Source organism: Sedimenticola hydrogenitrophicus, from assembly GCF_029017505.1.
GTDB lineage: Bacteria > Pseudomonadota > Gammaproteobacteria > Chromatiales > Chromatiaceae > Sedimenticola > Sedimenticola hydrogenitrophicus_A.
On record NZ_JAQGEI010000003.1, the window covers coordinates 98,378 to 112,913 of the forward strand.

At 60.1% G+C, this 14,536-nt stretch carries 19 protein-coding genes; 13 read left to right on the forward strand and 6 right to left on the reverse strand.

Going from position 1 to position 14,536, the window contains the following annotated elements; translation table 11 throughout:
- Window positions 1-186: 186 nt before the first annotated feature.
- From O9K64_RS02830 to O9K64_RS02840, 3 genes are all read left to right on the forward strand, one after another.
- Window positions 187-765 (forward strand): HPF/RaiA family ribosome-associated protein, encoded by a 579-nt coding sequence (locus O9K64_RS02830; RefSeq protein WP_275096562.1) that lies wholly within the window; start codon window positions 187-189, stop codon window positions 763-765.
- A 274-nt stretch (window positions 766-1,039) separates the two neighbouring features.
- Window positions 1,040-1,660 carry a phosphoribosyltransferase gene (locus O9K64_RS02835; RefSeq protein WP_275096563.1) on the forward strand — a complete coding sequence of 207 codons (621 nt, stop codon included), beginning with the start codon at window positions 1,040-1,042 and terminating at the stop codon, window positions 1,658-1,660.
- Between the two features lie 41 nt (window positions 1,661-1,701).
- Window positions 1,702-2,094: a DUF3775 domain-containing protein gene (locus O9K64_RS02840; RefSeq protein WP_275096564.1), complete on the forward strand. Its 393-nt coding sequence runs from the start codon at window positions 1,702-1,704 to the stop codon at window positions 2,092-2,094.
- Window positions 2,095-2,115: 21 nt separating this feature from the next.
- On the opposite strand, the gene O9K64_RS02845 is transcribed toward O9K64_RS02840, so the two are convergent.
- Complete coding sequence (locus O9K64_RS02845) at window positions 2,116-2,586, reverse strand: YbhB/YbcL family Raf kinase inhibitor-like protein (RefSeq protein WP_275096565.1); 471 nt, start codon at window positions 2,584-2,586, stop codon at window positions 2,116-2,118.
- Between the two features lie 274 nt (window positions 2,587-2,860).
- On the opposite strand from O9K64_RS02845, the gene O9K64_RS02850 reads away from it, so the two are divergent.
- From O9K64_RS02850 to O9K64_RS02860, 3 genes are all read left to right on the forward strand, one after another.
- Entirely contained in the window at window positions 2,861-3,301 is a 441-nt protein-coding gene (locus O9K64_RS02850) for a YbaN family protein (protein ID WP_275096566.1), read from the forward strand.
- Window positions 3,302-3,402: 101 nt separating this feature from the next.
- Window positions 3,403-3,864, forward strand: coding sequence for an OsmC family protein (locus O9K64_RS02855; protein ID WP_275096567.1), 462 nt, complete (start codon window positions 3,403-3,405; stop codon window positions 3,862-3,864).
- 197 nt (window positions 3,865-4,061) lie between these two features.
- Complete coding sequence (locus O9K64_RS02860; protein WP_335342220.1) at window positions 4,062-4,253, forward strand: CPXCG motif-containing cysteine-rich protein; 192 nt, start codon at window positions 4,062-4,064, stop codon at window positions 4,251-4,253.
- 25 nt (window positions 4,254-4,278) lie between these two features.
- Here O9K64_RS02860 and O9K64_RS02865 read toward each other — a convergent pair whose 3' ends face one another.
- Genes O9K64_RS02865 through O9K64_RS02875 form a run of 3 tightly spaced genes read right to left on the reverse strand, consistent with a single transcriptional unit; the run spans window position 4,279 to window position 6,556 of the window.
- Complete coding sequence (locus O9K64_RS02865; RefSeq protein WP_275096568.1) at window positions 4,279-4,941, reverse strand: thiopurine S-methyltransferase; 663 nt, start codon at window positions 4,939-4,941, stop codon at window positions 4,279-4,281.
- 46 nt (window positions 4,942-4,987) lie between these two features.
- The gene (hemF, locus tag O9K64_RS02870; RefSeq protein ID WP_260293060.1) at window positions 4,988-5,914 is read right to left on the reverse strand and encodes an oxygen-dependent coproporphyrinogen oxidase; all 927 of its coding nucleotides are present in this window, start codon (window positions 5,912-5,914) and stop codon (window positions 4,988-4,990) included.
- A 27-nt stretch (window positions 5,915-5,941) separates the two neighbouring features.
- Complete coding sequence (locus O9K64_RS02875; RefSeq protein WP_275096569.1) at window positions 5,942-6,556, reverse strand: NADPH-dependent FMN reductase; 615 nt, start codon at window positions 6,554-6,556, stop codon at window positions 5,942-5,944.
- A gap of 72 nt (window positions 6,557-6,628) precedes the next feature.
- On the opposite strand from O9K64_RS02875, the gene O9K64_RS02880 reads away from it, so the two are divergent.
- Window positions 6,629-7,111: a protein adenylyltransferase SelO family protein gene (locus O9K64_RS02880; RefSeq protein ID WP_275096570.1), complete on the forward strand. Its 483-nt coding sequence runs from the start codon at window positions 6,629-6,631 to the stop codon at window positions 7,109-7,111.
- Between the two features lie 113 nt (window positions 7,112-7,224).
- Here O9K64_RS02880 and O9K64_RS02885 read toward each other — a convergent pair whose 3' ends face one another.
- The gene (locus O9K64_RS02885) at window positions 7,225-7,503 is read right to left on the reverse strand and encodes a hypothetical protein (RefSeq protein WP_275096571.1); all 279 of its coding nucleotides are present in this window, start codon (window positions 7,501-7,503) and stop codon (window positions 7,225-7,227) included.
- A 258-nt stretch (window positions 7,504-7,761) separates the two neighbouring features.
- Complete coding sequence (locus O9K64_RS02890) at window positions 7,762-8,364, reverse strand: transglutaminase-like cysteine peptidase (RefSeq protein ID WP_275096572.1); 603 nt, start codon at window positions 8,362-8,364, stop codon at window positions 7,762-7,764.
- A 403-nt stretch (window positions 8,365-8,767) separates the two neighbouring features.
- Between O9K64_RS02890 and O9K64_RS02895 the strand changes: the two genes are divergently transcribed.
- The 6 genes from O9K64_RS02895 to O9K64_RS02920 all read left to right on the forward strand — a co-directional run bounded on the left by O9K64_RS02895 (window position 8,768) and on the right by O9K64_RS02920 (window position 14,414).
- On the forward strand, window positions 8,768-8,962 hold the full coding sequence (locus O9K64_RS02895; protein WP_275096573.1) for a hypothetical protein: 195 nt from the start codon (window positions 8,768-8,770) through the stop codon (window positions 8,960-8,962).
- Window positions 8,963-8,996: 34 nt separating this feature from the next.
- On the forward strand, window positions 8,997-9,434 hold the full coding sequence (locus tag O9K64_RS02900; RefSeq protein ID WP_275096574.1) for a GFA family protein: 438 nt from the start codon (window positions 8,997-8,999) through the stop codon (window positions 9,432-9,434).
- Between the two features lie 475 nt (window positions 9,435-9,909).
- Window positions 9,910-10,494, forward strand: coding sequence for an ANTAR domain-containing response regulator (locus O9K64_RS02905; protein WP_275096575.1), 585 nt, complete (start codon window positions 9,910-9,912; stop codon window positions 10,492-10,494).
- A 511-nt stretch (window positions 10,495-11,005) separates the two neighbouring features.
- Window positions 11,006-12,439 (forward strand): CmpA/NrtA family ABC transporter substrate-binding protein, encoded by a 1,434-nt coding sequence (locus O9K64_RS02910; protein WP_335342221.1) that lies wholly within the window; start codon window positions 11,006-11,008, stop codon window positions 12,437-12,439.
- Window positions 12,440-12,501: 62 nt separating this feature from the next.
- On the forward strand, window positions 12,502-13,524 hold the full coding sequence (locus tag O9K64_RS02915; protein ID WP_275096576.1) for an ABC transporter permease: 1,023 nt from the start codon (window positions 12,502-12,504) through the stop codon (window positions 13,522-13,524).
- A gap of 11 nt (window positions 13,525-13,535) precedes the next feature.
- Window positions 13,536-14,414 carry an ABC transporter ATP-binding protein gene (locus tag O9K64_RS02920; RefSeq protein WP_275096577.1) on the forward strand — a complete coding sequence of 293 codons (879 nt, stop codon included), beginning with the start codon at window positions 13,536-13,538 and terminating at the stop codon, window positions 14,412-14,414.
- Window positions 14,415-14,536: the final 122 nt, after the last annotated feature.

Here is a 14,536-nt window from a genome sequence, read left to right on the forward strand (position 1 = left end):
TGGCTCGGGGACCGGTAATCTTCTCCTGATTAAAGGAGCTTATCCCGGGGGCGTCAAGCCGGGAGGGGGTAACTTTTGTCGCTTCAAAACAGGGGAGTGTGCTGTGGCTCTGTGCTATTTTTTAGTTAGAGGTACCAGGCGGACAGCCTGGTATCAGGAGAGCCAAGAGGGAGGGTATCGGACGCCATGAAAATTCCATTACAACTCACTTTCCGCAATATGGACCACTCGGATGCGGTGGAAGCCGATGTCCGCAGTCATGCGGCAAAACTGGAGCAGCTGTTCCCGAATATCATTACCAGCTGTCGTGTGATGGTGGAACGCCGCCACCGGCACCACCAACAGGGTAATCTGTTCCACGCGCGTGTCGATATCACGGTGAGAGGGCGGGAGCTGGTGGCGAGCCGGAAACCGGATCAGCATCAGGCCCATGAGGAGATGCATGTGGCGATTCGCGATGCCTTTGCGGCCACGAAACGGCAGCTGAGGCAGTTCACTCACAAGCTTAGGCATGAGGTAAAGTCCCATCAGTCCCCACCCCATGGGCGGGTGATCTCGCTCATGCCGATGGAGGATTTCGGACGCATCCGGACCGATGATGGCCGGGAGATCTATTTCCATCGCAACAGCGTGATCAATGGAGGTTTTGATCGGCTGGAGATCGGCGATCAGGTGCGCTTCAATGAAGGGCAGGGGGATGTAGGACCGCAAGCGACCACGGTCAAGGTGGCGGGCAAGCATCACATACTTCCGGACCGGCCCTAGGAGTCGATCGATTCTGGGAGTCTGTCGACGCGATTGCCGGGTAAATGGCTCATCCCTTGATGCAGTTTTGTTGGGTGGATAAGTCGGTAGGTGCATCCACCATTGCCGCGGTGAGGAGTGGTACTTCCTTGCACCACTCCTCACCCTACGAATTCAGCGATTCGGGTTTGTGAAATGAACTTCGAAACTTGAGTAAGGGAGTATGGGTCGCGCCCGGCTGTGCCGGAACAGAGAGACGGCCTACACTAGGGGGAGCAGCGTTCGAGGGGATTCAATGCCTGATACCATGCAGTGCAAGTTGATCAGCTGGCGGCAATTCCATGCACTCGCCCGCCAGCTGGCGCTACGGGTGCGTCAGGCCGGTTTTCAGCCCGACCTGATCGTGGCCATCGGCCGGGGCGGCTACCTGCCGGCGCGCGTCCTGGCGGACTACCTCGGCATCTTCGATCTCACCGGGTTCAGGATCGAACACTATCGCGGTGCCCACAAGGAGCGGCTGGCCAGGTTACGCGACCCCCTGACCGTCGATATTACCGGCAAACGGGTACTGCTGGTGGATGACGTCAGCGACTCCGGTGATACCTTTGTCGTGGCACTCAGCCATCTGCAGGGAGAGGGCGAACCCGCTGTGCTGAAAACGGCGGTGCTGCAGCACAAAACCGTCAGTGATTTCACCCCGGACTTCTACGCCGAAGTAGTGCGTGAATGGTGCTGGATCATATACCCCTGGGCGCTGATGGAGGATCTGCGCGGTTTCCTGCGCGACATGCCGGGTCCCGCACCGACCGTTCAGTCGTTTGCCGCCTATCTGCGGGAACGGTATGGCATCGAGGTGAACCGGCAAAGCCTGGAGGATGTCCTGGGAGTCTGTCGGTCAAGCCCGACAGACTCCTAGCCAGCCCACGGTTGGCCGGTTGAACAGAACAGGAGGTTGATATGGCGGAACTGGACATCAATCAAGACACGGTCTGCTTTCTCAGCGAAAAAGCACGGCTATTCCACTGCAAGGAGGAGGTGGTGATTCCCGAGGTACCCGACAGCCCGAGTGACGACTGGGCTCTGCAGGTACTCGCGGATCATAGCGGCGACACCACCTTCCAGGAATTCAAGGCGACGATCGAGGACCTGGAACCGGATCAGCAGCAGGCGGTCGTGGCCCTGATGTGGGTCGGACGCGGCGACTTCTCCGTCGAGGAGTGGCCGGCGGCGCTGGAGGAGGCGGCCGACAGCTGGAATGAGTACACGGCGGAGTACCTGATTGCTCATCCGTTGCTGGCCGATTACCTGGAGGAGGGCCTGGCCGCATTCGGCTACTCCTGTAATCCCTGAGGGCCCTGAGGACCCGCGCGGCTACTTCTGATAGGTCCCGATCAGCTCTGCCTGGGCGAGGATATGGCCCTGCATGGCCGCTTCCAGCTGCTTCTTGCCGGGCTGCCGCAGATCGGCGAGCATTCGGTCCAGGGCATAGAGCTTGAAGAAGTAACGGTGCCGGCCGATCGGCGGACAGGGGCCGCCGTAACCGGTACGCTGCCAGTCGTTGAGCCCCTCCAGGGTACCGGTCGGCAGCTGCGCCGTGGTGACCTGCTCGGGCAGAGCGGTGGCGCTTGGCGGCAGGTTGTAGAGCAGCCAGTGCACCCAGGTCATCTTCGGGGCGGCGGGATCGGGGGCGTCGGGGTCGTCAACGATCAACACCAGGCTCCGGGCATTGGCGGGCACGTTCTCCCAAGCGAGCGACGGCGAGCGGTCTTCGCCCGTGCAGGTGTACTGCCGGGGGATCTCGCCGCCATTCTCGAAGGCGTCGGATGTCAGAATAAGTGTCATGGCTCTCTCCTTTGTCGTGCGCCACACGCACTCCCGCCGTGGCGTCCCGGCTTGATCGGCTGAACGGGTGTTGAGTGGATCACGCTGTCGCTGCCGGCCAAGCCATACCTGATCAATACCATAGATCAAAATGGCGTGAATCGCCGACGGATTGGGGCGGGGCGTGCCGGCCAACCGCTGCCGGGGTCAACCGTTGCTGAATCCGGTGCTGCCGGGGCAGCGCCTTTGCTGTCGACAGCCACCTGTGCATTTGCTTGAATAGGGGTCTGTATCGATGCGAGCAGTGATCTTCTCTATGCCGGCACAACATCCACAACAGCGCAGCGGAGTCGCCCGGGTGGCCTACCTCGCCGTGGGCTGGCTGTGCTTCGCGCTGGGCATGCTGGGCGTGGTGCTGCCGGTTCTGCCGACAACGCCCTTTCTGCTGCTGGCACTCTGGGCGTTCTCGCGAAGTTCGCTCCGGTTACACCGCTGGCTCTACCGGCACCGGACTTTCGGTCCCGCGCTGCAGCGCTGGCACCAGCACCGGATCATCCCGCTACATGCCAAGCTGTTGATTGCCCTGACCATGTCGGCCAGTCTGGTCTATCTCACCGGGTTCAGCCGCCTGCCGACGCTCATTATCTGGGCGGTTGCGTTGATCATGCTGACGGTTGCGAGCTATCTGCTGACGCGGCCCTCCCGGCTCAAGGTAGAGAAGCAGCGGGCTGAGTAATCCGTTTTTGTCCCGTCACCCGGTATCCGCATTACTCCCTTGCCACCCCGCCGGTGCGCTACACTACTCCTTGGTGGAGATGCAGTGCGGGAGACAAGTCGATGTCGGAATACAGCGCCCGGGTAACCTGGCAACGGGGTGACGCCAATTTTCTGGATAACCGGTACAGCCGTGGCCATCGCTGGGAGTTCGATGGCGGGCTCAGCGTGCCTGCCTCCTCGTCGCCCCAGGTGGTGCCGGTGCCACTCTCGGTCGAGGCCAATGTGGACCCCGAGGAGGCGTTCATCGCCTCACTCTCCAGCTGCCACATGCTGTTCTTCCTCTCACTCGCCGCCCGGCAGGGATTTCGCGTGGATTCCTATGTTGACGATGCGGTCGGGGTGATGGGGAAGGATGCCGCGGGCAGGATGGCGATGTTGCGGGTGGTGTTGCGGCCGGCGATCGAGTTCGGCGGCGAACGCCAACCGACGGTCGCGCAACTGGAGGCGTTGCATCACCAGTCCCACGATCTCTGCTTTATTGCCAACTCAGTCAAAACGGAGGTGGCGGTGGAACCGGCGTAAGCCGTAAGGGCTCGCGCAAGAATAATTTCGTAGTACCGAGGGCGTAACTGGGCCACGCTGGCAAGGCACGCTTTGCAGGCAATGGCCGTTCCCTTGCCAAAAAGCGTAACGCCGCCAGCGGGGTCCAGTTGCGACCGAATACCGAAACTTATTTTTGCGCGAGCCCTAAGGTTCCCGTCACACCTGGGGGTATCGTTATGGAACTGATCCAGCAGCGCACCGTGAACTGCCCGTACTGTGGAGAACCCCAATTGTTGCTCCTCGACTGCTCGGTATCCGAGCAGGAGTACATTGAGGATTGTCAGGTCTGCTGCCGCCCGATCACCGTTACCATGAACTGTGACGATCCGGCGGATCTTTATCTCTCGGTCAGGCGCGAAGATGACTAAATAAGTGCCATTCGGATGGCTCCTGTCAACCGGCCACAGGCCGCAACAGATAGACCCGTTCGCGCATCGCCGTGACCCCGCGGTTCCTGAACCGGGGGCTCTCCTCCAGGATATCCCGGGTGAGGATATTTTCGATCGCGAAGCGGCCGGCATAGAGTCCATGGACCTCAACCTCCTGTACCGAGAAGGGCGGGCCATCCATTTGCTGCTGCGGATACTCCATGCTCACCAGCAGGATGGGGCGGGCCGCGGGGAACAGGGATTGCAGCTTCTCCGCATAGGCCGGGCGCATGGCCGGGGGCATGGCGATCAGGGAGGCGCGATCATAGACCGCGCCGCAGTGGGCGACATCCGCGGCCCGCAATGTGAAGAAGTCGCCACACAGGATCACCAGCTCATCACAGGACCAGCGCTCTATACCGTCCTGGGAAGTGACCTCGGGAGCGAGGCCGTTCTCGCGGAAAAAATCGGCTACGGCTATCGGACTGATCTCGATGCCCAACACCCGGTATCCCTGCTCCAGCAGCCAGAGCATGTCACGGCTTTTGCCGCACAATGGCACGAAGACCGTGGCGCCGGCGGGAAGCTGCAACCGCGACCAGAACTGCTGCAGATAGCTGTTGATCTCCTGCTGGTGAAAACCGATCTGGTTGTTCTCCCAGCGTTCATGCCAGAATTTTTTGTCCATACAACACCCCGCTTGTTTGTTGTTCGGTCGATCCGTTCCGAGATGGCTACTCGTCCAGCCATGCCCGCGGCTTCAGGTAGCGCGCGTAGAGCAGCGCCTCTTCAGAATCCGGATCAGGGTGCCAGTCGTAGCGCCATTTGACCAGTGGGGGAAGGGACATCAGGATCGACTCGGTCCGGCCGCCGCTCTGCAGGCCGAACAGGGTGCCGCGATCGTACACCAGATTGAACTCGACATAGCGGCCGCGCCGGTAGAGCTGGAACTCCCGCTGCCGGTCACCGTAGGCCTGATCCCGGCGGCGCTCGACAATGGGTAGATAGGCCGGCAGGTAGTGGTCCCCCACGCTCTGCATAAAGCGGAAGCAGGTGTCGAATCCCCCCTCGTTCAGGTCATCGAAAAACAGTCCGCCAATGCCGCGGGGTTCGTTTCGGTGACGCAGATAGAAGTAATCGTCACACCACTGCTTGAAGCGGTCATAGGTCTCTTCGCCGAACCCCTGGCAGGCGTCGAACGCGGTGCGGTGCCAGTGCCGGCAATCCTCGTCGTTGCCATAGTAGGGGGTGAGATCGAAGCCGCCGCCAAACCACCAGATCGGTGGCTCATCCTCCCGCTCGGCGATGAAGAAGCGCACATTGGCATGGGAGGTTGGGATATAGGGATTCCAGGGGTGGATCACCAGGGAGAGCCCCATCGCCTCGAATGCCCGGCCGGCCAGTTCCGGGCGATGCGCGGTGGCGGATGGCGGCAGGCTCTCGCCCACCACATGGGAGAAGTTGACCCCGCCCTGTTCGATGACAGTGCCGTTGTCGATGACCCGGGTGATGCCGCCACCGCCCAGACCCTGACGGCCGTCCCGCGTCCACTCGTCGGCGCGGAACTTCGCCTGGCCATCGGCCTTTTCCAGGGCCTGGCAGATGCGGCGCTGCAACTGCTGCAGATAGCCGCTGACCGCCGACTTGTCCGGACTGTTCATACTGTGCTCCCTAGGCATTTGCCTGGTTTACATGCCGTTGGCGAATTTTTTGTGCAGTGCGACGCCGCTGTCGCGCACCGCTTTCAGCGCCGAGGCGTACTGGCCGAGCAGGCTCAGGGCCCAGGCGATGCGCTCCTGGTAATAGGGATCGGAGCGGGGATCGTTCTTCTCGGGATCGGCATTGAGTACCGTTTCCACGTGGCGCACGATAATCTGCTCGGGAATGTAGCAGATGCGGTTGTTCTTGTAGCTGCTCATGCGCAGTTCGGCCACCGGATAGGCGCCGCCGTCGCCGGCGGAGACGGTCACGATCAGCGCCGGTTTGTGCCCCACCTCGTTTTTGCTACAGAGCAGAAACAGATTCTTTAATCCCGCCGGCACCTGGCCGTGCCATTCCGGCGAGACCACCACGAAGGCATCGCTGGCGCCGAACAGGGTACGCATCGGTTGCAATATCTCCCGCCACTCGGGATCGTCCTCCCAGATGCGCTGATCCCACAGTGGGAGTGGATTACCGGCGAGGCTGAAGATCTCTGCCTCGACGCAGTAATCGGCTTCCCGTAACACCCGTTGGATATGTTGCGCGACCTTCATGCTCTGGGAGGGATCGCGATGGCTGCCGCTGATTATGGTTATTTTCATGTGACTACCCGACTGAAAAACGCCCACGGTTTGTGGGCTGTTAAAAACCGACGATAATGGTAGGGTATTGGAATGTCAATCCTGCAGAGCGGTGGTATGTCGACAGTCGTCCGAACCCTGGAAAATCTCAATTTTGATACCAGCTATGTCCGGTTGCCGGGGCACTTCTACCAGCGGATCGATCCCAGCCCGCTGGAAGGGACGCACCTGATCAGCGTCAACCCTGAAGTGGCCCGGCTGCTTGATCTTGACCCGGAATTGTTAAATCCGGATGAACTGGCCCGCTATTTTGGCGGCCATGCCACCCTCCCGGGAACCGAGAGCATCGCCATGAAATACACCGGACATCAGTTCGGTGTCTACAATCCCGATCTGGGGGACCACCTTTGCCCGCTGGATCGAGCGCTATGCCGCGCGGATCGCTCGGGAGGCTACCACTCCGCCGCTAAGAGCGGCCCAAATGCGGGCCGTGAACCCGAAGTTTATCCTGCGCAATTACATGGCCGAGGAGGCGATTCGTGCGGCCGATTCCGGCGATTATCGGCTGGTGAATGAATTATCGGCGCTGCTGCGGCATCCCTTCAGCGAGCACCCGGATCATCAGCGCTACGCCGAAGCGGTCCCCGACTGGGCCGGCTGGATCAGCCTGAGCTGTTCGTCATAAGGGATCAGGTAATGGAGATTTCGAGATTGCGCCGACGCTTGCAAGCGGTCTGGCCGTCGGGGAGTTTTTTCTTTCCGCCCACCATCAGTGTGCGATCCGCCCATTTCCTTACCGAGAGCCGATAACCGTGAAGTTTTTTTCCATTGAGTGAGCGGATCACCTTCTCCGCCGTCCGTTCCGGGTAAACATCCACCAGGCCATGAATCTCGACCCCCCCGCTATCCACGTCGAGGATACGGATCAAGCTGCATTTGGCGACCGTGCCGCCCTTTTTGAGGGGCATGAACCATCTGGGTTTTACGGCGCGCTGAACAACCGAAAGGAGTTCCTGGCGCTTTATATTAGAGGGAATATGGGGTATCAGAATTTTCATCGCGCCCTTGGCCGGTCTGCTGCTACTACAAGTGTCATTATAAACGACAATGCCGGCAAGTTTGATGAATTAATCAACTAAATCAATGATTTTCGCCCAGTTTAGCATGAAGCTGGTTGAGGGTTCCCGGTTCCGCCGGGGTGTGGTTTCAGCCCGGGTGGGCTGGTACTAGTAGGCGATGTCCGGTTCCAGTTCAGCCAGCTTCAGGTCGAACATCCCGAACTCGGCCAGGATCAGCTCGAACTTCTCAAACCGGGGGTGGGAAACGAGCAACCGGTCATCCCGATAGACCTGTCCATTGGCATCCAGCTGGTAGGCCGGCCGGTAACCGGATTCGGCCAGGGTCCTGATGTCGTCAACCAGATTATCCAGCACCAGCGCCGCATCACCCTGGCCGACGATCAGCACCATGTGGGGAAGTCCAGCCGGGGTGTGGACGTAACCCAGCCGCAGCTGCGCGGCCGGGATGGCACGGTGTAGGGTAGGATCAAACATCTTGGCGATGGCGATATCCTCGCAATCACCGGTTTTGAGCGCCAGGGTTTCGGCCGGGGACTGCCAGTGATCCTCCAGGCTATCCTCTTTGTAGGTGACCAGCAGGTTCCATTGGCGGTTGATCTGGTCCAGTTCATCGCGGGTCAGGTTGCCGTACAGTTTTTTCTGGTGGACCTTCTGCTGCATCGCCTGCGACTTGATTTTATGGGACGCGCAACCGCCCAGCAGGGTGGGTACGGTCAGGGCGATGAAGAGCAAGCGAAACAGGATTTTCATCAGGCCGTCATCCTACATAAAGAGGTTCAAAGGAGTGTGCTTGAACAAAAACTTACTCGAGGCTAACAAAATATATCCAATTAATCTACAGCTAAATAACCCACTAACTTACTGTATTATTGGGAAAAAAAGAACTTCAATCCGAATTTCGGCCGGGGTGGCATTTGCGCCGGCGATCTCGCCGGGAGTCTGTCGCTCAGCCAGACAGACTCCCGGCTGCCACTTCCGTTACCATCGGAATACGCAGTAACATCGCGGTAAACCGGCTCCGTTTTCCCTGCTGTCCCTATCGTGATCTTAGGGCTCCGCGGGGCTGGACATCGGTAGCGTTGCCGGTCCGGACCACCCATTGACGGTCACTCGGTATTTGCCTATGGACACTTCTGAATTTGGATTCTGGGCTATGCTGCTCTTCTGGGGCAGCGCCATCGGCGGTATTGCCCTGGGTATCAGCTGGGCCAGGATGAAGGGGCGCAATCCGGTCAACCGGGAACTGCTGGAAAAGTCCCTGAAACGCCGCCTGGCGGCGGGTGAGATTACCCGGGAACTCTACAACCGGAAGCTGGCGGAACTGCAAAAGCCGGACAAGCCGCAATAGCCGCCGCCCTCCTCTTCGGAAACAGGAGCAGCAGATGAATGACAAAAGCGTATCGCCGCTGCGCGGCCAGTGTCTCTGCGGTGCGGTGAAATACGAGGTGGACGCCATCGGGCCGCGCATGGCCCACTGCCACTGTTCCATGTGCCGCAAGTTTCACGGCGCCGCCTTTGCCACCTTTGGCGAGGCGAGGGCGGAGGATTTTCGCTGGCTGGAGGGAGAACAACTGCTCAGCAGCTACCGGGCGACCAATGGCACGGTACGCCGCTTCTGTTCCCGCTGCGGCTCCAGCATGACCTTTGCTCCGGCCGATGACCCGGGGGAGTTCGTCGAGTTTACCCTGGGTACCCTGATCGATCCTCCCGCATTCCACCCGGACGCGCATATCTTTGTCGGTTCCAAGGCCGCCTGGGATCATATCTGCGACCAATTGCCCCAGTATGAAGCGGGGCGGGACAGCAAACGGCTCGACTGACTCCAGTTTCGGAATTCGCAGTCCATGGTGGATGCGCCTACCGGCTTATCCACCCTACAACTTCGTCCCGACAAGGGTTCCGACAGTGGATAAGCCAGAGGCACATCCACCAGCATCACTCCTCGCCTTATAAAAAATGCTCGAATGTAGGGTGGATAAGCGACAGCGCATCCACCATGAATCGGTTGACGGTGAGGAGTGGTACATGGATGTACCGTTTACGGACCGGAGGATGGCATGCGCAAGCTTATCCACCCACAAAAACCGCCCCCCGTCGTTCGTTGATCCACGGCCGGATAACCGGTACTCCCCGATCCCGCAATAATCCCTCCAGCGGGGTTGGCACAGTCACTGCATAACCCTGTAGGTGTTGTTGATTGCCCTGGAGTTAGCAAGTGACCTGTTATGTCCATTTCCATGAAGAAATCGTCCTGCGCGGGCAGCGCCCGGCGCTCGCCAGGGAGAGGGGGTAATCGTGCCGCGCGTATTGGTGATCAATGAGTGTGCGGAGCATGCCGGACGGCTGCAACAGGCGCTGCTGGAGAATGGTCACGAGGTGCTGGCGACGCGCCTGCTGTCCGAGCAGTGGATCGGGCAGATCGAGGCTGTGCAACCCGATCTGGTGGTGATGGATATCGCGCTTCCGGATACGCGGCTGCTGGATCAGATACGCACCATCAGCAGCCAATGGCCGCGTCCGGTGGTGATATTTGCCGATCAGGACGACAGTGAAATCATGGCCGCAGCGGTGGATGCCGGCGTGCATGCCTATGTGGTGGATGGTTTTGATGGCCGGCGCCTGGGATCCATCCTCGACGTAGCGGTGGCGCGTTTTCGCGTGTACCAGACCCTGCGCGACGAGCTGGACCGAACTCGCAGTTCGTTACGGGAACGCAAGCTCGTGGACCGTGCCAAGGGCATCCTGATGAACAAACGCCACTGGTCGGAGGAGCGGGCCTATCGGGCATTGCAGAAGATGGCCATGGACCAGAATCGGCGCCTGGCCGATGTGGCCGATGTGGCCGAGCGGCTGATCGAGATGTCGGAGCTGTTCGAATGAAGTGCACGCTCCCTGGGCGCCAGCGGTGCACAGGCACCGGAATTGTGCAATCTGGCGACGCGTTGGTTGTCAGGAGGTGGCGGAAAGCGGGGTCAGGGAGGAATGGCACTTACTTAAGCCAAGAACCACCGTCATCCCGGCGCAGGCCGGGATCCAGATTGCTTGATGGTGGCGGTATCCCTGGATTCCGGCCTGCGCCGGAGGAGTGGTGCAGGGATGCACCGGTTACAGACCTAAGGATGGAATGACGAAAATCCCGCAATTCGCCTTGAGTAAGTGCTATTCGGGTCGGTGAGATTGAAGGCGCAGTTTTTGGTGGATTTAAAAAGTTGGCCCGCACCTTGCAGTAACAGCGATTAACTGAATCGAAACGCCCGCTGGCGATTTCGAAGCTGATCAACGACAGGCCAACGGCGGTCTGTCAAAACGGACAAAGGCGTCCATTGCAACGGGTCTGGTACCCGTTGTGGTGGGCGCTTTTTTATTTTCTGGCCATTTAGGAGAGCAAGAGATGAAACAGTGCCAACAAGTGGGTGATACGACAGCAAGTCAGGCGCTGCCGGCGCGGCGGGGTCCCCTCCGCGCCATGCGTTCGCTGCTGCTGTGCGCGGGGATTGCCACCGCTGCGGCGCTGACCGCTAACAGCGCGGCCGCCGCAGTGGGGCCGGCCGAAAAGGAGGATCTCAAGTTCGGCTTCATCAAGCTGACGGACATGGCTCCGCTGGCCATTGCCTATGAGAAAGGCTACTTCGAGGATGAAGGGCTCTATGTCACGCTGGAAGCGCAGGCCAACTGGAAGGTGCTGCTCGACCGGGTGATCGACGGCGAGCTGGACGGGGCGCACATGCTCGCCGGTCAGCCGCTCGGTGCCACCATCGGTTTCGGTACCCAGGCGCATGTCATCACCGCCTTTTCCATGGACCTGAACGGTAACGCGATAACCGTCTCCAACGATATCTGGGAACAGATGAAGCCCCATGTGCCGCACGAGAACGGCCTGCCGGTGCATCCGATCAAGGCGGATGCCCTGAAGCCGGTGGTGGAGAAATTCAAGGACGCGGGCAAGCCGTTCAAGATGGGCATGGTGTTCCCGGTCTCCACCCACAACTACGAGCTGCGCTACTGGCTGGCGGCCGGCGGCCTCCACCCCGGCTATTATGCACCGGCCAAGGGCGATACCAGCGGTAACCTGCAGGCCGATGTACTACTTTCGGTCACGCCGCCGCCACAGATGCCATCCACCATGGAGGCCGGGACCATCAACGGCTACTGTGTCGGCGAACCCTGGAACCAGCAGGCGGTGTTCAAGGGTATCGGCGTGCCGGTGATTACCGATTACGAGATCTGGAAGGACAACCCGGAGAAGGTGTTCGGCGTTTCCAAGTCCTGGGCCGATGAAAATCCCAACACCCATATCCGGGTGGTCAAGGCGATGATCCGTGCCGCCAAGTGGCTGGACGACAACAACAATGCCAACCGCCCCGAGGCGGTGAAGATCCTCTCCCAGTCCAACTATGTGGGCGCCGACTACGAGGTGATCGCCAACTCCATGACCGGCACCTTCGAGTACGAGAAGGGCGACAAACGCGAGGTGCCGGACTTCAACGTTTTCTTCCGTTACAACGCCACCTATCCCTACTACTCAGATGCCATCTGGTACCTGACCCAGATGCGTCGCTGGGGGCAGATCGGCGAGCAGAAGGCGGACAGCTGGTACATGGACATCGCCAAAAAGGTGTATCGCCCGGATATCTATCAGACGGCGGCCAGGGAACTGATTGCCGAAGGCAAGATTGCCGCCGGCGAATTCCCCGACTTCGCTGCTGAAGATGGCTTCCGCGCGCCCCAGACCCACTTCATCGACGGCATTACCTACAACGGCAAGCAGCCGAATGAATACCTGGAGCAGTTCAAGATCGGACTCAAGGGTGCTGACAAAATCTAACCGCAATCGCCCCCGCCGCCGGTTGGCGGGGGCATGCAGAACGGATCAAGCAGGATACGACTATGAGCACAACAATCATCAATCCAGGCAAGAGTTTTGACCTCAAGTGGTTACAGTCGCTGTTCGCCTTTCTCGAGGGCGATCGGCTGGTCAAGGCCACCTCGTCACTGATCAAGCAGCTGTTGATTCCCCTCGCCGCACTGGGTCTGTTCCTGATGCTGTGGAGTGCGGGGGCCGCCTCGGTAACCACCTCGCTGGGACAGCTACCGGGGCCGGTGCAGGTCTGGGGTCAGGGTGTTCAACTGTACAAGGAGCATCAGGCGGAGCGGCAGAAAGAGGTCGCCTTTTACCAGCGCCAGGAGCAGCGCAACCAGGCCAAACTGGCAAAGAACCCGGCTGCCGAGGTCAAGGTCCGCCCCTATACCGGCAAGCCGACCTTCCTGGATCAGATTGTCACCAGTCTGGTGACCGTGGCGACCGGCTTTATCATCGCCTCGCTGATCGCCATCCCGATCGGCATCATCTGTGGCATGAGCGCCACCCTGTACCGGGCGATCAATCCGCTCATCCAGCTGTTCAAGCCGGTCTCGCCGCTGGCCTGGCTACCGATCGTCACCATGGTGGTGAGCGCGGTCTACATCAGCGATGAGCCGATGTTCGACAAGGCGTTCATCACCTCGGCCATCACCGTCACCCTGTGCTGTATCTGGCCCACCATTATCAATACCACGGTGGGGGTCTCCTCGATCGACCGGGACCTGATCAACGTCAGCCGGGTGCTGCGTCTCGGCTGGTTGACCAAGACCATCAAGATCGTCATCCCGTCGTCGATACCGATGATGTTTGCCGGCCTGCGCCTCTCCCTCGGCATCGGCTGGATGGTGCTGATCGCCGCCGAGATGCTGGCGCAGAATCCCGGGCTCGGCAAGTTCGTCTGGGACGAATTCCAGAACGGCAGCTCCAATTCACTGTCGCGCATCATGGTGGCGGTGCTGGTGATCGGTTGTCTTGGTTTCATACTGGATCGCGGCATGCTGCTGTTGCAGCGCTGGGCCACCTGGGACCGCAATGCGGTACTGCGATAAGGAGCAATCACATGAATAATTACCTGAGTCTGGAAAATATCAGTATCACTTTCGCCACCGACAATGGGCCGTTGAATGTGCTCGATGACGTTTCGCTCAAGGTGGATCAGGGGGAGTTCATCTCCCTGATCGGCCACTCCGGTTGCGGTAAATCGACGGTACTCAATATCGTCGCCGGGCTGCTCAACGCCACCACCGGTGGGGTGCTGCTGGAGAATCGCGAAGTGACCGAGCCGGGACCGGATCGCGCGGTGGTGTTTCAGAATCATTCCCTGCTGCCCTGGCTCTCGGTCTACGACAACGTAAGACTGGCGGTCGACCAGGTGTTCGGCAAGCAGAAGAGCCGGCAGGAGCGTCACGAGTGGACCCTGCACAACCTGGAACTGGTGCACATGGGGCACGCCATCGAACGGCGCCCCGACGAGATCTCCGGCGGCATGAAACAGCGGGTCGGCATCGCCCGGGCCCTGGCCATGGAGCCCAAGGTGCTGCTGATGGACGAACCCTTCGGCGCGCTCGACTCCCTGACCCGTACCCACATGCAGGACTCCCTGATGGAGATCCAGGGCGAGCTCAACAACACGGTGATTATGATCACCCATGACGTGGACGAGGCGGTGCTGCTATCGGACCGTATCGTGATGATGACCAATGGCCCGTCCGCCACCATCGGCGAGATCCTCGCCATCGAGCTGGAGCGCCCGCGCCACCGGTTGCAACTGGCGGATGATCCGACCTATAACCACTACCGTGCCGAGGTGCTGCGCTTCCTGCATGACCGCCACGCCCAGCCGGATGTGCCCACCGGGAAACCGGCCAAGGCTCCGGAAGTGACAGCCGAAGCGCCGGCGGAAGAGCGGCACGCCAGGCTGAAACTGGCCACGGGTTGACGCTTTCCAATAAACGGTAGGGTGGGCACGTCGTCCGTGCCCACGCTGTCATCCCCGGGTGCCGCATCCGCATGGGCACAAAAAACGTGCCCACCCGACAATTACCGATCCCTTCTGGCCAC